Raw genomic sequence first — 20,710 nt, 5'->3', positions numbered from 1 at the left:
TATGCGGAGAGCAAATACAAAATTGAGATGATCCCGCCTATTCTCCCGCGTCTAAAAGACACTCTGGCTCCTCGCCGCCCTTCTGTGAGGATGCTTTGGCTTTAATCACCGCTTCTCTAAAGCCTAAAACTAATAAAATATTGGCAATTGTTAAGAAGAGTTCTGCAGAACCGTGCAGCCAATCGACATTTGCTAGTGACTCGTTGTAGGCAACTTTTGCGTAAATTGCGGCAGGAATAGTCACAGCCACAAAAACGAGAGTGCCGTAAAATCCCATCAGAGCTAAACGGGGTGTTTTTCCCGAGCGAGTCAAAAACCAGAGAAATCCCAAGTAGGGAAATAGAGACAGAACAAATAAAGTTTCTTTGGAAATCATTAGTAATTGGTGAGCGACCAGATACTATGATAAGTTAAAAAGTCAAAAATTAGTGTGAATATTTTTTAACTTTTAATGTTTAGTTTTTAATATTTAATTAGACAGATCCACCCGTTTCTATCGAACCGCTATAGAGTCACCCAAGACCATAGCTTTTAACCCAAGCCACAGCAGGTTTGCAGTATTCAAAACCCCTCACCCACGCGGAGACAAAACCCGTAACTTTTTCCCTAACACCGTTTTTACCATAACACATTTTTCACCGTGCCAGTGTGTTAATTGTCCCTCACTCCAAAGCTACCCAGCAATTAGAAATAGAGACTGTTCCAAAGTTTTCTGTCTGCTAGGCATTAAGCAAGTATCGTTCACAACCTCTAAATTCAAGCCGTTATTTCTATCGGCTGCCAGAATTTCCTTCAGCTTAGCATCAAAATCAAAACACGGGCCACAATCCCAAACTTTGAGTTCCAACCGTCCCTTAAATACCCTAATTTCCAGTTGAACAGGAGTTTCTACGGGTAGATTTTTGTGAGCGTGGCGAACTGCATTAGTGAAACCTTCAGCCAACCCCAATTGAAACTTCCACCAAACCTCATTGGGGAGCGATAAATCTTTCAACTGCTCAAACCACAACAAAACTTGGGTTAAAGCATTGACATCTGTGTTGACTTGCAGGCTAATATGTTGAATACAAGTTTCATGCAGCTCTTCTTCCTGCTGTTTTTCAGTCTGCCAATCCCAGGTGTTTAATAAATTCATTAACCCATCTAAAATGCTAGCTTTTTTTATATTTTGGGAGCGATCGCGATTTTCTACTTCGTAAGTTTTGCTCAGCGACAAACAATTTCGATTGTCGAGAGTCCGGGTGTAACTGAGCTCGTCTGCAATCTGCCACATGAGTTTGATCCCCCTGCCGCCTTCTGCAAGTCGATCTATGCTGTTAGACATCTATTTTCCTCGTCTGAAAGTATTAGCTGTACCCAATGTTCCCACCCGCCGAGACACGTGGTATTTTTTTTATACTTGCTGGCTCGGTATTATTTCGGGGATCACACAAAAATGCTATCTTTTTTATAGAAAGCAGCGCATCAGCAATATGTCTTAAGAGTCTAAGCCAATTGGCTTATTTACCTATCCCCTGTACGGACAACGATCGCCCTGTGCAGCTAAATCCAACTACATCGATTACAAATACTGATCCGCTGTCGGAGTCAGCCACTTGTTCCAGCCGTCGCAAGCTCCCGAATCCCTGGTATTCAGGGCATCCGGCCGTTGGTCGCTCGCTGCAAAGAAGCCTTGAGGTGCGCGCTTTCATCCCCAAGGCCTAAGTAATATCCGTGAGGGCGATGGCTACGCCCCGGCTTACGCCTACGAACCTTACACCGTCGAGTCGCGTCCATCCACTAGACTAGGACTTACTCAAACAACTTTGTTTCTGCTTAGAATATTGGGTTTGGCAGCGAGGAATTAACGAGGAAACCGGGTTTTTGGGCCCGCGCGCGTAAGTCCAGCAGACAAATCGGTGATGAAAGGCAGTTACAGGACTTACCCAGACTATGACCAAAATCCAACTGAAAATTCTGACTGCAGCGATAATGCTACTCCCATTTTGCGCCGCACTTCCCTTACAAGCTCAAAATCTGTCTCTAGTCAAGCGACTGCTAGAAACCAGAGGATGTCCCGGATGCGACTTATTTGGCGCTTCCTTGAGCCGTGCAGATTTGTTTGGCGCTTCCTTGAGCCGCGCCACTCTCAGCAGGGCTGACTTAGTTGATGCCGACTTGACTGCGGCTGACTTAATGGAAGCTAATTTAAACCACGCCAACATGAGAAACGCCTTTTTGGCCGACGCCGACCTCAGCAAAGCCGACATGAGCAGGGCCGATATCAGGGGAGCTAACTTAGAAAATGCTAACCTCAGCGAGAGTTTTCTTCGAGGCGCATCCCTCCAGTTGGCTAACTTAAAATGCAGTAATTTGAGCGCCGCCAAACTAAATAGAACCGACCTGAGAAAGGCCGATTTAAGCGGTGCAAATCTCACCGGGGCAGACCTCCAAGAAGCCGATTTAAGTGGTGCAAATCTCGCTGGTGCCGACCTTAGATTGGCAGACTTGAGGGATGCGAGATTGAACAAAGCTAATCTCACCGATGCTAATCTCTGTGGAGCCCGGATGCCCGATCAAAAAACCTCTCGGCGAGGCTGCGAAGTTAAGAAAGAACCCGCGATCAGCACGAACAATTACTGTAATTACTGCTATGCTTTGAATGACTGGTGGCTGAATGTATTAAGGTTCTACTAAGCAGTATCATCGCCATCACTACTCTGTTTAATATGTACTGTTAGAAGTGCGATTAGGCGGTACAGATATCAAACTTAACCTGTTACCGCCGATAGCTTTTATCTACTTTGAAGAACCTAAAAATTTGCTCAGTATTTGCAGATATTCTGCGCCCCCGATCTCGGCTACATTAGTGTGACCTCCATCAGGAACTATGTACAACTGTTTGGACTCAGGTGCTGCCTCAAACAGTTTTTTGCTCATTTCCACTGGAACTACATGGTCAGCAGTCCCGTGAATAAAGAGTACGGGCATTTGCAGGCGATCGACTTTTGAAAGAGAATCAAACCGCTGTGTCAGCAAAAAATCGATCGGAAACATCCAAAACAGCCCTTTTTGGAAATTCACCATCGCCCGCGTCGAAGTAAAAGAGCCTTCTACAATCAACCCCGCAGCCTCCGGGTGACGCACGGCTAGATCGATCGCGATCGCCCCTCCCAAAGAATGACCGTAGAGATAAATTTGATTCGGGTTAATCCCCCGCTGTTTCACCAAATAATCCCAAGCAAATTGAGCATCCTCATAAACCTGAGATTCACTCGGAAAATCGCCCTGGCTTTTTCCATAACCGCGATAATCCATCACAAATACCGAAAAACCTAATCGATGAAATCGATAAGCGTGTTCGACATTTGCTCCCACATTTGAAGCATTGCCGTGCAGGTACAAAACTACCCCCCCTAAGCCCTTGTTAATGGGGGGAACCGCAGCGACTGCCCGTCTCTCACTTTGGGGGGACGTTCCGACTCCTCTAGCTCCCCCCCTTGGCAAGGGGGGGCTGGGGGAGGTATCCAAGTCTCCGGCGTTAACAGAGGGAACAGCCTCCCCCTTTCTTGCTCCCCCCCAAGCTTTGGGGGGGCTGGGGGGATTTTCCGAGGCAGGAATCCACCACCCGTGCACGCTGTCCACCGCGCCTGTTTTAGTTGGAATTGGCAGCCAGACATCTTGATATTTCAACTGAAAATCATCTGGCGTAGTTTCGATCGCCCGCGCAGGAAAAAAGATAAACTTACCTTGCGCTACAAATAGGAATACACAAGCAGCAGAATAAGCAACGGCAAAAACTATCCCAAAAGCTATTAGCGATTTAGACAAAAGGAATACTAGCAAATTGTTCATAGATAGAGCACGCGGGAAAGTAGAGATCGCTCAAAAGCTAATGGCAAATAATTAATTCAGACAATTAGCCAAGATCGATTACTAACTTCCGCCGCAGCATTCCGCCGATTTTCAAAAATTAATGCAATTCCGGGTGGTGTAAGTGCCAATTCGTAGACTGTTCGTAAGCGTGAGCCACTTGAAACAACCGAGATTCTTGCAAAACATTACTAATCAGTTGTATACCCACGGGCAGTCCTTTATCATCAAATCCGCAGGGCAAACTCAAAGCTGGCAAACCAGCAAGATTCACGGGAATAGTCATCAAATCTGACAAATACATACTCAGGGGGTCATTGAATTTTTCGCCTGCCTTAAATGCGGTAGTAGGAGCAGTGGGACAGACTAAAACATCAACTTGAGAAAAAGCTTTTTCAAAGTCTTCTTTAATCAAAGTCCGAACTTTTTGAGCTTTTAGATAATAGGCATCGTAATATCCAGCCGACAATACGTAAGTGCCGATCGCAATCCGGCGTTTAACTTCCGCACCGAACCCTTGAGAGCGGGTTTTGGCATACATATCCAAAAGATTATCGGAGTCTGGAGATCGGAAACCGTACTTCACTCCATCATATCGCGCCAAATTTGCCGAAGCTTCCGAGGGAGCAATGATGTAGTAAGTGGGCAAACCGTAGCGGAACCGGGGACAAGAAATGACTTGAATTTCTGCGCCCAATTGTTGAAATTGCTCGATCGCCTTAGTAACAGCGTCTTTAACCCCCGAGTCCAGCCCTACACCAAAAGTTTCTTTAATTACACCAATTCTAATCTGACCCTTCGGTCGCAAACTGGGTCTTAAAGCTTGAGCGTAGTCAGGAATTGGGACATTAAGACTCGTGGAATCTCTCGGATCGTAACCGGCGATCGCCCCCAACAAAATCGCTGTATCCTCAACAGTCCGGCCAAAGGGCCCGATTTGATCGAGAGAAGAAGCATAGGCGACCAAACCGTAGCGAGAAACCAACCCATAAGTCGGTTTCAGCCCCACCAACCCGCAAAAAGCAGCAGGTTGGCGGATCGAGCCCCCTGTATCCGAACCCAAACTCACGACGCATTCTCCGGCGGCCACTGCTGCGGCCGAACCGCCAGAAGACCCTCCGGGCACGCGCTCCAAGTCCCAAGGATTCGCGGTAACTTGATAGGCAGAAGTTTCTGTCGAGCTCCCCATTGCAAACTCGTCCATATTTGCCTTACCCACAATCACCGCACCGGCTGCTTGGAGTTTCGAGACGACGGTTGCATCGTAGGGAGGCACAAAATTCTCCAAAATCCGAGAGGCGCAGGTTGTGGGAACGCCCTCGGTACACATATTATCTTTAACGGCGATCGGGATGCCGGCCAACAGGCCAATTTGCTCTCCGGCTGCGATTTGGGCATCCACTTTATGGGCCTGCGCCAATGCGCTGTCTGCCGTCACGCACAGAAAGCTTTTCAACTTCGGCTCTAGCTGGGTAATTCGGTCTAATGCTTCTTGAGTAATTTCCACAGCAGAGCGTTCTTTATTGACCAGTTGTCGGTGCAACTCGCGGATGGATGCCATGCTCGTACCTTTATTATTTCTACTTTGAGACAATACAGTTAATATAACTGGCAATTGTACCTGCTTACAGCCCGAAGGCAAAGTCGGCTATTTTTGTGGCGAAAGTTCGAGCCTCGAAGAGGGTTCCGCTAACGCGCGATCGGTCATTTTATATACAATAGATTAAATTCCCCAAATCCCACCGGACACAAAATAGCGATCGAGTTTTTTACCTAATCTTTTAACAAACCAAGCATGCAACTGTATCACGACTGATGCAAAAAGTGGTTTGATGCGAGATTTACATGAGTAAGGGGTAAGGTGTGCAATACGATCCCTACATAATTAGGTTCGGCCTCCAAGAATGTGTATGCAATATCACAATCATTAGGAAATCAGTCAATCGATTTTAGATTTTAGATTTTAGATTTTAGATTTTAGAATTGAAGCATTGACTCCACGGATAAATTCGGGGGGCAAGTTTCATCGGATACAGGTTTTTTATTTCACCGGTCCTCAGTCTGCTTTCGGAATGAATCCGGGGGCTTGTATATGGATACTTTCGCTCGTTCCCAATTCTGTAATCTAAATTATAAAATATTAGAGCCCAGCTTCTCTGCAACGCAACCCAGGATTTATGGTATGAAAAGATGGCATAAAAAATAAACTCATTCCTGTCTTAACTGCTTTATTTCGGGGAATATTCAAACCTAACTAAAAAAATCCTTTCCCAGATATAACCAGATTTGTTAAATATTTTTTTAAAGGCAGATTTTGGAGGATACAAAGCTGAGTTTTTAGGCAATTAATTTGGTCTTAAAGTCTAGAATATAAGGAACTGAAACTAGAAAATTATGATAATCTAATATTAGATTAGGGCGGCACATACCCTAATAATTAGGGTCAGATTGTGAAGAACACTTTTTTAGTCAAAAATTACTGAAAGTTATCACTCATCGGAGTGAATTAATGGCGGCTGGGCGATCGAAGAAAATAGCGATCGACCTTTTCCGATACACGCCCATTGTGCCAGAGGTCAAAAAGCCTGTCAGAAATCTGGGGTTCACAAAAAAGCTCGAAACGCTCACCGCCACGCCGAGCTCTCCTGTGGCGCGCACCTGCAAAACAACAGCAGTACTTCCTCAAGTGCGACTAGCTGCGTGCATCGGGGGTAAAAAAAGCTACTTATTTGCCACCACGATCCCCAGGAAAATAATTTCATCCGGAATTATCCCCAAAACCAAAGATATATGGTAAGAAGTTCCCGATGCCCCGTTGGAGGAATGCCACCTAAAGCTCACTTAGAATCCCACCTGACGGCAGAGGAACTCAAAATTCGCTACCGGCAGGCACAAAACACCACAGAGTCGCGCCGCTGGCACTTGCTGCTGTTAGTTTCCAGAAATTGGACTATCAAACAAGCAGCCCAAGTCGTAGGCCTCAACTACGACTATGCCAAAGAAATTGTCCAGCGCTACAACCGAGAAGGGCCTAACTCTGTCAGGAACCGCAGCGGAGACCGCCAGCCCCCTCCTGCGAAATCCTTGCTGAATCCTGAACAGCAAGAAGAACTGCGACAAGCGCTGCAAGGCCCTGCCCCCGACGGCGGAGACTGGACAGGCCCCAAAGTTGCTCGCTGGATTGCCGAAAAAATCGGTAGCGATCATGTCTGGCCCCAACGCGGCTGGGATTACCTCAAGCGGTTGGGTGCTGACTGGCGACGGCGGCGCAAAAAGTAGATAGTTCGCCATATTTAAAGGGGGTTGATTGCTTTGGTGCGATCGCTCCCTTTATTTTGATTATTTTGCTGCAATCTAACTTTCGGATTTCACATTGTAGATTGTAGATTTGTTCTGCAATCTACAATGTGAAATCTAAAATCTAAAATCTAAAATCTAAAATAGTTTGACTGATGTAACAATAGCTGCTTATATTGAATGTGGTGGTGTTGAGGATGTTAAATATGCGAGATATAAGGTGTTTTTTGTCGATCGCCAACAAGATGGCGGCAGTAGTAGCCGGCATCGGACTGGTTCAGATGTTAACCATCGCAAGTTCATTCTCTCAATCATCAAACCCGCGTTCCCTAGACGAACTCTACAAAATTCGCGATGGGCTGATCGCCGAATTAGAACAACCCTCATCTCCCTCCCCAGAACCAACCCTGCTCTCGCGCTTAGTTCCCGTTGCCGCCAATCCTCAAGAACAACTGCTACAGCAGTTGCAAGCGGTGGAAGCTCAAATATTAGTAGAACAGAGAGCTAAGGACGACTTACAGCAAGCAGTCCGTTTAGCCAACCGAGCCGTAGAAACTCAACGGCAGCAAAATAAGTCGATCGCATCTTCGCAGCAAACTCAATTTTTCTGGCATCAGGCTCTCAACAACTTGCAGGAAGTTCCTCAAAATTCCTTTTTAGCTTCGCTCACCGCCTCAAAAACTCAAGAATACCGGGAAAATTTAACAGCAGCAACCTTTCAAGTGCAGCAAGCAAAATCTGATTTTTTGGGTGCGCTTGCCCGGGAAAGCGGTTTGTCGGCTCAAGCTTCGATCGGTGTTTGCAACCTTTCTAGAGAGTGCGTAAACCTCCGGGGCGATGTGCCTCCTGCCAGTCCGGCCAGCTTAATTAAATTGCCGATTGCTGTTGCCCTGATGCAAAAAGTCGAAAAAGAAAAAATTAGTCTGAACCAGGAAGTATTAGTCAGTCGCGGTAATTTCACCGAAGACGCATCGGCAAAGATTAGGTCCAATCGCAATTACCCGCTACAGCTACTGTTAGAAGAAATGATCTATCGCAGCAGCAATATCGCCACCAATCAACTAATCGATTATTTGGGATCGGATTACATCAATCAATATTTAGATAATAGTGGTTACGAAGTCACCCGCGTCAACTTCAAGTTGATGGGGGAAAGAATTATGCCCTCCAACCCCGGTTCTGGTCGCAACCGCCTGACTGCTAACGAACTCACCGAAATGATGGTGCAAATTTATAACGGCGAAACACCCGGTGCTAAACTGTTAATAGAAACTCTCAACCGCCAGTACGATCACGCTCTGGGATTTGCCGCCTTGGAAGGAACTAAAGCTCAGTGGTTGGGCGAAAAAACAGGCCAAAATTCTCGGGTACTCGGCACAACTTTAGCGATGAGCGTTGACGACGAGGCCTATGTGATTACTGTGATTGACAGCAGCAGCGGCGAGCTACAAATGCGCCAGTCTATTTCTAAAATTGCCGATTACATTGTCCGAAACCCCAGCTTTTAATCGCTGGAATATACAATTTATAGCGGGGAAAACGCACCGCCCAAACAGTTAAAAAATGCCGCATCAAAAACTCAGTGTTTCCGTCAAAGGCAAAGGGTTTCCGATTCTCTGCTTGCACGGCCATCCAGGTTCCGGCGATTGTATGTCGGTATTTACAGAACACTTATCAAAACGCTTCCAGACGATCGCCCCTGACTTGCGCGGCTACGGCAACAGCCGTACCTCAACTTTCTTTGAAATGACCGATCATCTGGTCGATTTAGAAGCACTATTAGACAGATTAGGAGTCGATCGGTGTTTGGTGATTGGATGGTCTTTGGGAGGGATTTTAGCCCTGGAATTAGCAATGAAATATCCCCAGCGAGTCACCGGTTTGATTCTCCTTGCATCCGCAGCCAAACCACGAGGAAGTCACCCTCCCATCTCTTGGCAAGATAACCTTTACACTGGTTTAGCCGGAATTATCAATTGGGCGATACCCGGTTGGCAGTGGAATATTGATACTTTTGCTAGGCGATCGCTCTTTCGCTACTTGATACAGCAGCATAACGCCACCCCTTACCGCTACTTAGCACAGGCAGGTACCCCCGCCTACCTCAAGACTTCCAACACAGCTACCAAGGCGTTAAATACCGCTCTGAGGGCTGGATACGATCGACTGATCCACCTGGGCGACATTCAATGTCCCAGCTTGGTGTTGGCCGGAGAGGCCGATCGGCACATAACCTCCGCATCAAGTTTAGAAACAGCCCGCCACCTCCACAATTGTCAGTGGCAGTGCTATCCCAATACAGCCCATTTGTTCCCTTGGGAAATTCCCGATCGGGTACTCGCAGACATTGATTGCTGGATTGAGAGTCACCCCGAAGCAGTTGGCAATTGCGAGTGTTGAGTTTTGAGTTTGTCACAAGCAATTTATCACGAAACACTCAAGAGTTTTGAAGTTATATAACTCACAACTCAAAACCGCACAGCGTTGCGAGGGAAGCGTAACCCTCTCAAAACTCAAAATTCCCCCTGCTTCTACTGACCGCTCAAAACCGGCCAGAGCCCTCCATCACCAAGCTTTCCCAAATCTTCTGCAACAGTTAAAGTAATTGGTTTGCAGCGGTGAATCGAAACACTAACACCTTCTGCCCCTTCATTTTCTATGTCTTCTACATATCCTGCTTTTGCAGCTTCCGCCTCTCCATCAGTTAAGAACGGGCCAAAATAGTAAATGCACCTCGGCGCTGAAGTTTTAACTTCAACCCACCAAGCCAATCCGAAAAAGTTGAGCAAGCTAATCAAGAATTCTTTCATCTGCTTTTCTAATGTATTTGACGGTGTTTTCAGGGTGCTGCGAACACGCCTAGGCTTTTGTTATTTACACGTGGCTAACTGCTGCCAAGAACCGATCCAAAACTATTTAAAGGTGATATTTAAATAGATGGGTGTCGAATTCCTGTTTGAACCTAGGGGCAAGGCCCCTTCTACTTTCGCCTAAACAAGTAACGACAGTCGATCGGCTATCCTTACTTGTTCAATGTGTGATGCTGCTCCATTCTGGGCGGCATTCACAATAAGCTACTCTGTTGTGCTCTTTTTTTCAAGCACCTTTACGATCCGTGTACGTGAAACTTTTTGGGCCCACGCTGGCGGTAAATTTCGTATAAAGCCATCCCCGTTGCTACCGAGACATTAAGGCTAGGAGTATTACCCCTTAAAGGAATTGAAACTAATCCGTCACATCCGCGCTGTATCAAAAGGCTCAAACCGTCAGCTTCACCACCCACCACTAAAACAGTGGGCCCGGAGAACTTAACTGTCTCTATAGATTGAGCGACGCCTGCTGCAGTGCCATAAATCCAGAATCCAGCCTCTTTGAGTTCTTCCAGCGCCCGGTTAAGATTGACAACCCTCGCCACGGGCAGGCTTTCCAATGCCCCTGCTGCCACTTTTCTTACTGCCGAGGTAATCCCAACAGCCCGCCGCTGCGGAATCACCATGCCCTGAGATCCCAATGCTTCTGCGGTGCGAATAATCGCCCCTAGATTGTGCGGGTCGTTGAGTCCTTCTGCTACCACAATTACTGGATCTTGGCAAGCAGACTTAGCCTTCGCGATCAGTTCGCTCAAATCCAGGTATTCGTAAGCTGATACTTGAGCGGCTACGCCTTGGTGGTTTGCTTTGCGGGTGATGTAGTCGAGGCGCAAATCGTCAACTTCGTCAATGATGCTGCCGTTGGCTTTGGCTTCGGTTAGCAAGCTATGAAAGCGGGGATCGTAGCGCAGGTGGGGGACAACCCAGATCCGGTTGAGGACTTGGTTTGTTTCTAAAGCGGCTTGCACTGCATGGCGGCCGTAAATCATGTCGTCTGTGTCTGCGTCTGGTTGCACGACTGTATTTGAGGCACTGTCAACAGGGCGAGTGTCTCTGTCTTTGTCTCTGTCTCTGAAATGGTTGCCCCGGAATTCCTGCGGGCTATTGTCTTTGTCTCTGTCTTTGTAATAATTGCCTCTGGATTCCTGCGGTCTGCTGTCTCTGTCTCTGTCTCTGTCTCGAAAATTATTGCGGGCAGGCTGCGGGCTGCTATCTCTGTCTCTGTCTCTGTCTCGGAAATTGTTGCGGGCAGGCTGCGGGCTGCTATCTCTGTCTCTGTCTCGGAAGTTGTTGCGTGCCGGCTGCGGGCTGCTGTCTCTGTCTCTGTCTCTGTCGTGGTAATAATTTCCACTAGATTCCTGCGGGCTGCTGTCTCTGTCTTGGAAAGTATTATTTCTGCGAAGGGATGGTTGGCTGTCGGAATCGACTCTGCGTTTGAAAATTGCTCTCACGGGCATTTCTCGTGATTGCGGGGCGAAGGTCGATCGCTTTTGAGGCGCGTCTCCTGGGCGAGTGTCGGGACGGGGCTTGCGTTCAAAGCGGGGAGAGGATGGTTGTGAGTCCTGACGGCGGCCTTCGCTTTTGAATGGCTTGCTGTCGGAATTCGATCGCGAGGAGTTTGGTCTGGTAAATTTTCTCATTGGTTTCTTTTGGTCAAAACGTTTTAGCTGAAGGCTAATCGGTTGTAGATTGTAGATGTGAGATTCTTGATTGAGGGAGCAATCTTGGGGCTTTGAGATTTTAGATTGTCTAGCGAGGGAGCAAGGATTTTGCTGTGTTCTAATTGCTAGTTAATAACTGATAAATCCTGTTTTGCCGATCGAGATTTTTGCGGTTTTATGTTAGCCGTGCAAGGATGGTTAATTAATCCCTCCCCATGCCCAACTCTTAACTGCTAAATCCTTTAAATCTCAAGATCTAAAAGTGCCAGAAGTTCAGTCAATCTTTCGGGATCGGTAAGATACAAATATCCGACCAAGGTTTCTAAGCTGCTGGCTTGTTGGTATATCTCTGGATCTGCTCGCTTGGAACGGCCCGCTGCGGCATTGCGGCCGCGCTTGACAATTGCTAATTCTGTACTGTTCAAGTAAGGAGAGAGCGATCGCAAATGACGCGCTTGAGTTTCGGCTCGTACTTGCCCCACCACTAATTCGTGATAAGCTTGCAATCTTTTGGGTGGGACTAAGTACGAACTCCGAACGTAGAGTTCGTATACTGCATCTCCCAAATATGCCCAGGCTGCGGGCGAAATTCTTTCTATTTCTGCTGGTGTAGCCCTCGCAGGATGCACTCGATTTAAACTGATATCCGTCAGACTCAGTTTGAGCCCGTCATCTGCGATCGGCGACATACTTTTTTAAATAAAACTTCCGCACAGCTTGGTTTTTCTAGTCACTTACTTATTTCGTCTTTCGTTACTTCAGCAATTATAGCTTTCACAGGAGTGTTCGCTGTCCGATCGCGAAACGAGATATATAGGCAAAGCTTTGCGTGACGATCGCACTCCTAAAAAAGGCTTTATACCAAAGCGGGATGCTCTAATTTTTATACCATTTTTCCGCGTGTTTGCCACACATATTTTACTGCCCATCCACCGAAACTCTAAGCATCGGGGAAATAGCGGCTGGCGCGTGTCGCAGCTTCGGGGAAAATCGGTATTGTTTTACCCGCACAAAAATAAAAATTTGCTATCCAGCGTTGAGAACCGGATAGCTAATTTAATTCACTTTGGCGTCAAGCATCCTTGACGTTTTTTACCGCCTCATCAACCGAAGGCTGCAAAGACAAAAATTTCTCTAAGCGAACCAGTTTAACAGTCTGAGTTACGCGGGGATTTGAGACAATTTGCAATGTCCCCTCCAAGGTTTGGGCTTTTTTGACAAGTTGCACAAGTGCGCCCAAGCCTGAACTATCCACAAAGTCTATCTGAGACAAGTCCAAAATTACGTGTTTTGGGCCCTCGTCAATACATTTGCTTATTACCTTCCGAAAAGTGGCCTCAGAAAAAGCGTCCAGCAGGCCCGTCAGGCGAAATAACTGACAGTTATTCCTGACTTCGCGAGTGCCTCTGAGGCTAACGGTCAGGGTCAATGACTCAGGAATGACACCCTCCTAGCTAGATATGGCTTAAAGTCGAGGCTTCATTATAGGAGTTTTTTGGTCTTTTGTCTACAGTTTTTTTTGGTCAGCGGTTTTTAGTTTTTTTGAGGCAGCAGTCATTAGCGGTTGACTGCTGACTGCGGACTGCGGACTATTTACTGCTGGCTACTTTCTGATTGTCTCGCATTGACTGCACGAATCGATCAAATAAATAGTCGGCGTCGTGCGGGCCCGGACTGGCTTCTGGGTGGTACTGCACTGAGAACAGTGGCAGAGTTTTGTGCTTCAATCCGGCTACGGTACGATCGTTCAAATTGAGATGAGTAATTTCTACTTCGGGGGCTAGGGAATCGGGGTCGATCGCAAAACCGTGATTTTGGCTAGTAATTTCTACTTGCTCAGTTAAACCCGCTGGATGATTCAATCCCCGATGGCCGAACTTAAGTTTAAAAGTTTCTGCGCCCAAGGAAAGTCCCAAAATTTGGTGTCCCATGCAGATGCCGAATACGGGTTTGTCCGACTTTAACAAAGCTTTTGCAGTCGCGATCCCTTCCGTTACCGCCGCCGGATCTCCGGGGCCGTTGGACAGAAAAATGCCGTCCGGGTTGTATTTGAGGATTTCCTCCGGCGACGTGTCAGCGGGGACAACGATTACCCGACACCCATAACTCGCCAGACGCCGCAGGATGTTGCGCTTGATCCCAAAGTCTAGCGCTACCACCGTCCACATTTTGCCGTTAGCAGGTTTAACTGTAGGACTGAACTCCCAAACCGAGTCCGTGGCTTCAGACCACTCGTAAACCTCGCGGGTGGTGACTTCCCGAACCAGATTGAGCCCGTCCATGCTGGGGGCGTCTTGTACTAGCTCCAAAAGCTCTGCCTGGTCGAGAATCGTGGTCGAAATGCCACCGTTGATCGCTCCCACCGTGCGAATTTTGCGAGTGAGGGCGCGGGTGTCTATCCCGTAAATGCCGGGGATATCGTACTGTTTTAGGTAGTCTTGCAGAGATTGCGAGCAGCGCCAGTTGCTGGGGCGGCTGCATACGTTCCGGGCGATCGCACCTCGAATTTGTGGGCGCGAGGATTCTTCGTCTTCGAGATTTACCCCGGTATTGCCCAATTCTGGATAAGTAAAAGTTACAATTTGACCGCAATAGCTGGGATCGGTCAATACTTCTTGGTAGCCCGTCATTCCCGTATTAAATACTACCTCGCCAACGACGGTGGCATCAGCGCCAAACGACCAGCCGCGGTAAGCAGTACCGTCAGCCAGGACTAGGAGAGCGGGTTGTGCAGTTGAAAGTGACATGGCATCCTTAATTACTTTCGTTTGGTTTCATTCTTACCACTGCCAGGGATTTGATGCTAGTCAGTAATGTACAGATATTATTTTAATTTGTGCAAGGGTTCGCAAAACCAAGGCACTTATGCCGGAGGCAGAAGCAGCAGGTCATCAAAAAGCTGCAACAAGTGCAAATTTTCCATCTCCCCCCGCGCCAGCAATTTATCTGCCAGCAGCTTAGGTGGCGGGCGGAAATTCTCTATCTATACGAAATCTATACCAAAAGGCAGTTGTCGCTGTTACGATCGAGCTACAGCGTTTAACGAAACTATGGCTAGTAAATCTCCCTTGCCTTTACTCTCAAACTTATACAAGCATCTACTGAACTCTCAAAAACTGTGCAAACCGTTACTGGTTGTAACAACAGTTATTTCTCTGAGCAGTTCAATTTTAGTAGGGACTGTTGCCAACTCCTCGCGAGCAGTGGCTCAAGAAAGTGAGGGATGCTTCATGCGGAGCTCGTCAGGCAGAACCGTCAACCTCAGCCAATCAGTCTGCGGTTTTCTCCCCAAAGACTTGACTCCCAGCACTTCGGCGGCGGCAAAGTCGGGAGTGTTTCAGGCAAAAATCAAACGCCGAGAGGCTAATATCCCCGTCATAGAAGTCACGTTTAACGGCAAACAAAAGTTCGAGATGATGGTAGATTCTGGAGCTAGTGGCACAGTAATTACACCAGCAATGGCTAAAGCCTTGGGCGTTGTTCTCCAGGGAACAGTGCAAGCACAAACTCCCAACGGAGTTGCTACTTTTCCCCTCGGTCGCTTGACTTCTATGGAAGCAGGTGGTCTGGCAGTTAACAATGTAGTTGTCGCAGTCTCGCCGTCGCTAGATATCGGACTGTTGGGTCACGACTTTTTTGGTAATAAAGATGTGACTATTAAGCAAGATGTCATTGAATTTCGATCGCGCTCTTAAATAGAAGGAAGAAGGAAGAGGGAAGAAGGAAGAAGGAAGAAGGATTTTTTTTACTAACCAACAAGAAGAGAAGAGAGAAAAAAGTTTCCCAACTTGAAAAAGTATGAATGCAGAAGGCTGAGTTTTAGACGGTTAGAGCGGGAAGATTGGGGTATTCTAAATTTTTCTTTACTTCTTCCCTCTTCCCTCTTCCTTCTTCCCTCTTCCCTCTTCCCTCTTCCTTCTTCCTTCATTTCAAAAACTCAATCAACTGCTGCAACTTCAACCAAGATTCGCCGCTCAATAAAATGTCCTTAGCCATAGAAACTCCTGCGGCGTGAGAACCCATAGGAATTGCACCTCCCACCTGAAAAGCCAAAGACGCATTCAAAGCTACAACATCCATTTGTGCTGGCGTACCTTTGCCTTGCAAAACGTTCCGCAAAATCTCGGCGTTTTCCTCAACATTTCCGCCTTTTAACGAGCCGATCGCACTTGGTGTCAATCCTACCTTTTGGGGGTCTAAAGTAGTGAGTTCCACTTTGCCATCCGACAAAACCGCCAAATCAGTCACATCTCCCAACCCCGCCTCGTCCAATTTTTCTCTGCCGTGAACGACTACAGCTAACTCAGTCCCCAACTCGCCCAAAGCTTGGGCAATAGTTGATACCAGACTAGGATCGAACACCCCGATTACCTGCCCTGTAGGGCGCATAGGATTGACAAGGGGCCCTAATAGGTTAAAAATAGTCCGCACCTTCAAAGTGCGCCGGAGCGACGCTACAGCCTTAAGTGCGGGATGCCACCCAGGCGCAAATAAAAAGGTGATGCCTACTTCGTCTACCGCAGCTTTTACCTTCGCGGCATCGGCGTTGAGGTTGACTCCCAGTGCTTCCAACACGTCAGCAGAACCCACTTTGCTTGATGCGGAGCGATTTCCGTGTTTCGCGACTCGAACTTTGCCCGCGGCTGCGACAAAAGCTACAGCAGTGGAAATGTTAAACGTAGAAGCGCCGTCGCCGCCGGTGCCGCAAGTATCAATTAATTTGAGATTGGAGATTGAGGATTTGGGATTTAAAACGCTCTCGGGCTCGCCTGCAAGCGACTGAGAATGCAATACCTGAGCCATTCCTGCCAATTCTGGGGCAGAGATGCCTTTGGCTTGGATGGCCGCTAAAATGGCTCCTGAGAGGACGGGGGGAATAGCTTCTGCTAGCCATCCCTGCATCAAGTCGGCTGCTTGGGCGCGCGAGAGAGATTGTCTGTCTAATAGTTGTTGCAGGAGGGCTGGCCACACAGGAGAATCCGCCGTCTGGGTTGAAGCAGGAGATAACTCTGGCGTTGCTAGTAGAGGAGAATCTGTCATTTATTTCTAGTCAAATTTAGCTCGATCGAGCTTTGCGGCCAAACCGAGAATCGATCGGGATTTTACCAGACTGGCCGACCAAATTTTGCGCGATCGAACCCAGATTTTTGCCCAAATGCCAGCACCGCTACAGAATTTTTCCGCCCGCAGCAGCAGAATATGAATTTTTTGATACAACAATTACCCTATTGTTGTGCCAACTTTACATAGAAACCCCTGATCGTACAACTGCCAGCCAGCAGTCTACTGTATTATCTATTAGCAATAATACTTAACAGTAACTCAGAGCACCCAAAGACCCATAAAAGTTTCCGACAGGAGTTGTGGAAAGCAAAAAATTTTAGATCTTAGGAGAACCCCAGATTCATCTGTGGAGTCAACTTTAATCTAAAATATAAAATCTCCAATCGACTGACAGCAAGGACAGCGAGCGTTTAGCTCTTGCAGGCGGGTTAGTTGCCTAGGGTAAGAGTCGATCGTACTCTCACCCAAATCCTAAAAATAGGCTCTTGCGGTTGTAGAAGTCGCTGCCTTTTATTGTAACAACATCCTTGCTACTAACTTATTTCAGGGTATTCAACTGCTAATATATTCAGGGAGTTTTCAAGGAGCGGGTTTTGCTCGAACACCTGCACCGCAGGCCGATCGATATGCCAATGCGATCGTGACAGCCAGTCAAGCCTCAAATAAATACCGGAGCAGCTAAACTTTCCGCAGCAACTATTAACAACTAACAGCCCAGTAGGACAGATGAATAAACACACTCCTCTCCGGCTGCGACACACCATCTTTCAGCCTAACTAACGGCTCAAATTTAACAGGCGGTAGACCAAAATATTCAACTCACACACAAGAGCAGGGTATTCACAAGTGGGAAATCAAAAATTAGGAAATAAAGCGATAGAATGCCTGAATGTCGCGGAGGCACTGCACCAAATGGAAGCAAAATATTATAGTATGTTTGAAAATGCTGTGTCGGGTATTTTTCAAACAACCCAATCCGGTCGCTACATCAGCGCTAACCCAGCTTTGGCTCGCATTTACGGATATAGTTCCGCCGAAGAATTAATGGGCTGTCTGACTGATATCAGCGATCAGCTTTACGTCAATCCCGATCGGCGCGATCAGTTTGTTTCTGCTTTGCAAGAACAGGGTATCGTATCGGATTTTGAATCGCAGATTTATCGGCGGGACGGAACAATAATTTGGATCGCTGAGAATGCGCGGGCTGTCTGCGATGAAGCAGGTAAATTGCTCTACTACGAAGGTTTTGTAGAAGATATCACCCAGCGCAAGCAAGCAGAATCTGCACTTCGAGAAAGCGAAGAACGCCTGCGCTTAATAATTGAAGGCGTTAAGGATTACGCTATATTCATGTTAGATCCTGATGGGTATGTAGCTAGCTGGAATTCTGGTGCCGAACGCATTTTAGGATACAGAGCTCATGAGATAGTAGGCAATAACTCGGAGTGTTTTTTCACTAAAAAAGATCTTGAAATCGGCAAGCACAAAGAAAAATTAATCCTGGCGGTGGCAGAAGGTCGATACGAAAATGAAGGCTGGCGCCTTCGCAAAGACGGCTCGCGATTTTGGGCGAATATTATTGTTACTCCTTTGCGCGATGAAAGGGGAAAGTTGCAGGGCTTTTCTCAAGTAATGCAGGATATTACTGAGCAAAAGCGGGCGGCTGAGGAAAAGATGCAGTTGATTGCTTCTTTGCAGGCGTCGGAAAAAAAGTTTCGCACTTTGTACGAATCGACGACTGATGCGGTAATGCTGTTAGACGAAGAGGGTTTTTTGGATTGCAATCCGGCGACTTTAAAGTTATTTGGATGCAGCACTGAGTCGGAGTTTTGCGGCAAGCATCCTTCGGAGTTCAGCCCGCCGTTGCAACCGGACGAACAAGATTCTATGAGTCTTTATCAAGAGCGAATTAATACGGCTCTGCGATCGGGAAATTGCCGTTTTGACTGGCGGCACTGCCGTTTAGATGGCTCTGAGTTCCCGGCGGAAGTGCTGCTAACTTCTATGGATATCGGTGGCAAAATAGGGCTGCAAGGGGTGGTGCGCGATATCACTTATCGGGTGCAGGCTGAGGAAGCCCTGAAGCAGGCTAATGAGGTATTGGAATGCCGGGTTAAAGAGCGGACAAGTCAGTTGGAAGAGGCTATTAAAAAGTTAAGTTTATCGGAAGAAAAGTTTTCTAAGGCTTTTCGCTCAAGTCCAGATCCGATGATAATTACTACTTTTGCAGAGGGTCGTTTTATTGAAGTTAATGATAGTTTCTTGTCGATGACTGGCTACGATTTAGAAGAAACGACCTGGAATACAGTACCGGGGTTAAATATTTGGGTAAGGCCTCAAGACCGACTTAATTTTAGGCGACGTTTGCACGAACAAGGTGTTGTTCGCAATCAGGAATGCGAGTTTCGGATGAAGTCGGGATCGGTGGTGGTGTGTTTGCTGTCTGCAGAGTTGATTAATTTGGACGGCGAACTCTGTATGCTGGCGGTGATGACGGATATTACCGATCGCAAACACGCCGAAGAAGCCCTACGGGAAAGTCAGCGGGCCTTGGCGACGCTGATGAGCAATTTGCCGGGAATGGCCTACCGTTTTCGCAATGATGCCGATCGCAGTATGGAGTTTGTCAGCGAAGGTTGCTATCAGTTAGCCGGCTATTCTCCTGAAGAATTTATCGGCACTAGGCAAGTTTCTATCTCGGAATTGACTCACCCGGACGATCGCGAGAATTTGTGGAATGCCGTGCAAGTTGCCTTGCAAGAAAATAGACCCTATCAGCTAAATTACCGAATTACTGCTAAAAATGGCGAATTAAAATGGGTTTGGGAGCAAGGTTTGGGAGTGTTTTCCGACTCGGGAGAATTGATAGCTTTGGAAGGGTTAATTACTGACATTTCCGAGCAGAAACGCAGTGAAGAAGCTTTGCGGCGATCGCAAACCGAGTTAACCCAACAAAAACTGCAACTCGAAAATACTTTGCACGAATTGCAGCAAACTCAAGCTCAATTGATTCACACTGAGAAAATGTCTACTCTCGGTCAAATGGTAGCCGGTGTTGCTCACGAAATTAACAATCCTGTTAGCAGCGTCTGCGGCAATCTCGTTCACGTCGGCCACTACACGGAAGATTTGCTGGATTTGCTCGATATGTACCAGCAGCACTGCCCGCAGCCGCCGGCAGCAATTCAAAATAAAATTAAGGATATCGAATTAGAGTTTCTGCTAGAAGATTTGCCGAAAGCGATGTCTTCGATGCAGGTTGGGGCCGATCGCATTCGGGAAATCGTGCGATCGCTCAGAAATTTCTCCCGCAAAGATGATTCTCAAATGAGCAAAGTTAACCTGCACGAAGGGATTGAAGGAACGTTGCTGATTCTGCAAAGCCGCCTGAAAGCCAGAGGCAATTATCCCGAAATTGCCGTAATTAAGGACTATGGAAATTTGCCTTTGGTTGAGTGTTATGCTGGAAAAATCAATCAGGTATTTATGAATTTGATCGGAAATGCGATCGACGCGATCGAGGAATACAACGAAGGGCGTTCAGTTGCCGAAGTCAAAGCTAACCGCAGCAAAATTAAAATTAGAACAGAAATCCAAAACTCCAATGCTGTAATTAGGATTTCTGACAACGGCCCCGGTATGCCAGAAGAAGTTTCCCAGCAGTTATTCGAGGCTTTTTTTACCACCAAACCCGCCGACAAAGGCACCGGTTTAGGCTTGTCAATTTCCTACAAAGTTGTCCAAGAACACGGTGGTAAACTTAGCTGCGTGTCTGCACTCGGCCACGGAGCCGAGTTTATCATAGAATTGCCGATCGAACAACCGAGCGAACAATCCTAAAGTGCGATCGGGGCGATCGCATCGAGATAACGAGTCGGGTTTTGTAGTGAGGACTAAAGTCCAATGGCACTGAAAAAGTGAGCAAAAAAAAATCTGTAAGGCAAGATATATATAGATCGTTGCCTT

17 protein-coding genes are annotated in these 20,710 nt (G+C 47.1%); 6 read left to right on the top strand and 11 right to left on the bottom strand.

Annotated features, from left to right (window positions below; translation table 11 throughout):
* Positions 1-37 precede the first annotated feature (37 nt).
* Both QUB77_RS06435 and QUB77_RS06430 read right to left on the bottom strand, forming a co-directional pair.
* The gene (locus tag QUB77_RS06435) at positions 38-376 is read right to left on the bottom strand and encodes a DUF3593 domain-containing protein (protein ID WP_333174823.1); all 339 of its coding nucleotides are present in this window, start codon (positions 374-376) and stop codon (positions 38-40) included.
* A 297-nt stretch (positions 377-673) separates the two neighbouring features.
* The gene (locus QUB77_RS06430; RefSeq protein WP_333174825.1) at positions 674-1,324 is read right to left on the bottom strand and encodes an ATP-binding protein; all 651 of its coding nucleotides are present in this window, start codon (positions 1,322-1,324) and stop codon (positions 674-676) included.
* Between the two features lie 647 nt (positions 1,325-1,971).
* Here QUB77_RS06430 and QUB77_RS06425 point away from each other — a divergent pair.
* Positions 1,972-2,676: a pentapeptide repeat-containing protein gene (locus tag QUB77_RS06425; protein ID WP_333174827.1), complete on the top strand. Its 705-nt coding sequence runs from the start codon at positions 1,972-1,974 to the stop codon at positions 2,674-2,676.
* A gap of 102 nt (positions 2,677-2,778) precedes the next feature.
* Here the strand turns inward: QUB77_RS06425 and QUB77_RS06420 are convergent, their stop codons facing one another.
* Together QUB77_RS06420 and gatA are read right to left on the bottom strand one after the other, a co-directional pair.
* Positions 2,779-3,834, bottom strand: a complete 1,056-nt coding sequence (locus QUB77_RS06420) for an alpha/beta fold hydrolase (RefSeq protein WP_333174829.1) — start codon at positions 3,832-3,834, stop codon at positions 2,779-2,781.
* Between the two features lie 118 nt (positions 3,835-3,952).
* On the bottom strand, positions 3,953-5,413 hold the full coding sequence (gene gatA, locus QUB77_RS06415) for an Asp-tRNA(Asn)/Glu-tRNA(Gln) amidotransferase subunit GatA (protein ID WP_333082744.1): 1,461 nt from the start codon (positions 5,411-5,413) through the stop codon (positions 3,953-3,955).
* 1,262 nt (positions 5,414-6,675) lie between these two features.
* On the opposite strand from gatA, the gene QUB77_RS06410 reads away from it, so the two are divergent.
* The 3 genes from QUB77_RS06410 to QUB77_RS06400 all read left to right on the top strand — a co-directional run bounded on the left by QUB77_RS06410 (position 6,676) and on the right by QUB77_RS06400 (position 9,549).
* Complete coding sequence (locus tag QUB77_RS06410) at positions 6,676-7,131, top strand: helix-turn-helix domain-containing protein (RefSeq protein ID WP_039886916.1); 456 nt, start codon at positions 6,676-6,678, stop codon at positions 7,129-7,131.
* 224 nt (positions 7,132-7,355) lie between these two features.
* Entirely contained in the window at positions 7,356-8,657 is a 1,302-nt protein-coding gene (locus QUB77_RS06405; RefSeq protein WP_333174833.1) for a serine hydrolase, read from the top strand.
* A gap of 55 nt (positions 8,658-8,712) precedes the next feature.
* Complete coding sequence (locus tag QUB77_RS06400) at positions 8,713-9,549, top strand: alpha/beta hydrolase (RefSeq protein WP_333174837.1); 837 nt, start codon at positions 8,713-8,715, stop codon at positions 9,547-9,549.
* A gap of 131 nt (positions 9,550-9,680) precedes the next feature.
* On the opposite strand, the gene QUB77_RS06395 is transcribed toward QUB77_RS06400, so the two are convergent.
* The 5 genes from QUB77_RS06395 to carA form a co-directional block, all read right to left on the bottom strand.
* Positions 9,681-9,959, bottom strand: coding sequence for a DUF1816 domain-containing protein (locus tag QUB77_RS06395; protein WP_333037226.1), 279 nt, complete (start codon positions 9,957-9,959; stop codon positions 9,681-9,683).
* Positions 9,960-10,255: 296 nt separating this feature from the next.
* Positions 10,256-11,659: a 23S rRNA (guanosine(2251)-2'-O)-methyltransferase RlmB gene (gene rlmB, locus QUB77_RS06390; protein ID WP_333174841.1), complete on the bottom strand. Its 1,404-nt coding sequence runs from the start codon at positions 11,657-11,659 to the stop codon at positions 10,256-10,258.
* Positions 11,660-11,922: 263 nt separating this feature from the next.
* On the bottom strand, positions 11,923-12,369 hold the full coding sequence (locus tag QUB77_RS06385) for a ribonuclease III domain-containing protein (RefSeq protein WP_333174843.1): 447 nt from the start codon (positions 12,367-12,369) through the stop codon (positions 11,923-11,925).
* Between the two features lie 383 nt (positions 12,370-12,752).
* Entirely contained in the window at positions 12,753-13,109 is a 357-nt protein-coding gene (locus QUB77_RS06380; protein WP_015176627.1) for an STAS domain-containing protein, read from the bottom strand.
* A gap of 160 nt (positions 13,110-13,269) precedes the next feature.
* On the bottom strand, positions 13,270-14,427 hold the full coding sequence (gene carA / locus QUB77_RS06375; protein ID WP_333174845.1) for a glutamine-hydrolyzing carbamoyl-phosphate synthase small subunit: 1,158 nt from the start codon (positions 14,425-14,427) through the stop codon (positions 13,270-13,272).
* Positions 14,428-14,493: 66 nt separating this feature from the next.
* On the opposite strand from carA, the gene QUB77_RS06370 reads away from it, so the two are divergent.
* Entirely contained in the window at positions 14,494-15,375 is an 882-nt protein-coding gene (locus QUB77_RS06370) for a retropepsin-like aspartic protease (protein ID WP_333174848.1), read from the top strand.
* Between the two features lie 229 nt (positions 15,376-15,604).
* On the opposite strand, the gene trpD is transcribed toward QUB77_RS06370, so the two are convergent.
* Both trpD and QUB77_RS06360 read right to left on the bottom strand, forming a co-directional pair.
* Complete coding sequence (trpD, locus tag QUB77_RS06365; RefSeq protein ID WP_333174851.1) at positions 15,605-16,720, bottom strand: anthranilate phosphoribosyltransferase; 1,116 nt, start codon at positions 16,718-16,720, stop codon at positions 15,605-15,607.
* A 6-nt stretch (positions 16,721-16,726) separates the two neighbouring features.
* Positions 16,727-16,900, bottom strand: a complete 174-nt coding sequence (locus tag QUB77_RS06360) for a hypothetical protein (RefSeq protein WP_333174853.1) — start codon at positions 16,898-16,900, stop codon at positions 16,727-16,729.
* Positions 16,901-17,590: 690 nt separating this feature from the next.
* Here QUB77_RS06360 and QUB77_RS06355 point away from each other — a divergent pair.
* Complete coding sequence (locus QUB77_RS06355) at positions 17,591-20,584, top strand: PAS domain S-box protein (RefSeq protein ID WP_333174856.1); 2,994 nt, start codon at positions 17,591-17,593, stop codon at positions 20,582-20,584.
* Positions 20,585-20,710: the final 126 nt, after the last annotated feature.

The sequence above is a fragment of the Microcoleus sp. AT9b-C3 genome (genome assembly GCF_036705485.1).
In the GTDB taxonomy this organism is placed as follows: domain Bacteria; phylum Cyanobacteriota; class Cyanobacteriia; order Cyanobacteriales; family Microcoleaceae; genus Microcoleus.
Note: the sequence above shows the minus strand (reverse complement) of the source record. Positions and strands in the feature narration are given on the sequence as shown.

What these genes read in the sequence shown, in the direction of transcription:
- QUB77_RS06425 (WP_333174827.1), top strand. Translation starts at nt 1,972, where the DNA reads ATGCTACTCCCATTTTGCGCCGCACTTCCCTTACAAGCTCAAAATCTG.
- QUB77_RS06385 (WP_333174843.1), bottom strand. Translation starts at nt 12,369, where the DNA reads ATGTCGCCGATCGCAGATGACGGGCTCAAACTGAGTCTGACGGATATC.
- gatA (WP_333082744.1), bottom strand. Translation starts at nt 5,413, where the DNA reads ATGGCATCCATCCGCGAGTTGCACCGACAACTGGTCAATAAAGAACGC.
- QUB77_RS06420 (WP_333174829.1), bottom strand. Translation starts at nt 3,834, where the DNA reads ATGAACAATTTGCTAGTATTCCTTTTGTCTAAATCGCTAATAGCTTTT.
- QUB77_RS06435 (WP_333174823.1), bottom strand. Translation starts at nt 376, where the DNA reads ATGATTTCCAAAGAAACTTTATTTGTTCTGTCTCTATTTCCCTACTTG.
- QUB77_RS06395 (WP_333037226.1), bottom strand. Translation starts at nt 9,959, where the DNA reads ATGAAAGAATTCTTGATTAGCTTGCTCAACTTTTTCGGATTGGCTTGG.
- carA (WP_333174845.1), bottom strand. Translation starts at nt 14,427, where the DNA reads ATGTCACTTTCAACTGCACAACCCGCTCTCCTAGTCCTGGCTGACGGT.
- QUB77_RS06405 (WP_333174833.1), top strand. Translation starts at nt 7,356, where the DNA reads ATGCGAGATATAAGGTGTTTTTTGTCGATCGCCAACAAGATGGCGGCA.
- QUB77_RS06410 (WP_039886916.1), top strand. Translation starts at nt 6,676, where the DNA reads ATGCCACCTAAAGCTCACTTAGAATCCCACCTGACGGCAGAGGAACTC.
- QUB77_RS06370 (WP_333174848.1), top strand. Translation starts at nt 14,494, where the DNA reads ATGTACAGATATTATTTTAATTTGTGCAAGGGTTCGCAAAACCAAGGC.
- QUB77_RS06430 (WP_333174825.1), bottom strand. Translation starts at nt 1,324, where the DNA reads ATGTCTAACAGCATAGATCGACTTGCAGAAGGCGGCAGGGGGATCAAA.
- rlmB (WP_333174841.1), bottom strand. Translation starts at nt 11,659, where the DNA reads ATGAGAAAATTTACCAGACCAAACTCCTCGCGATCGAATTCCGACAGC.
- trpD (WP_333174851.1), bottom strand. Translation starts at nt 16,720, where the DNA reads ATGACAGATTCTCCTCTACTAGCAACGCCAGAGTTATCTCCTGCTTCA.
- QUB77_RS06400 (WP_333174837.1), top strand. Translation starts at nt 8,713, where the DNA reads ATGCCGCATCAAAAACTCAGTGTTTCCGTCAAAGGCAAAGGGTTTCCG.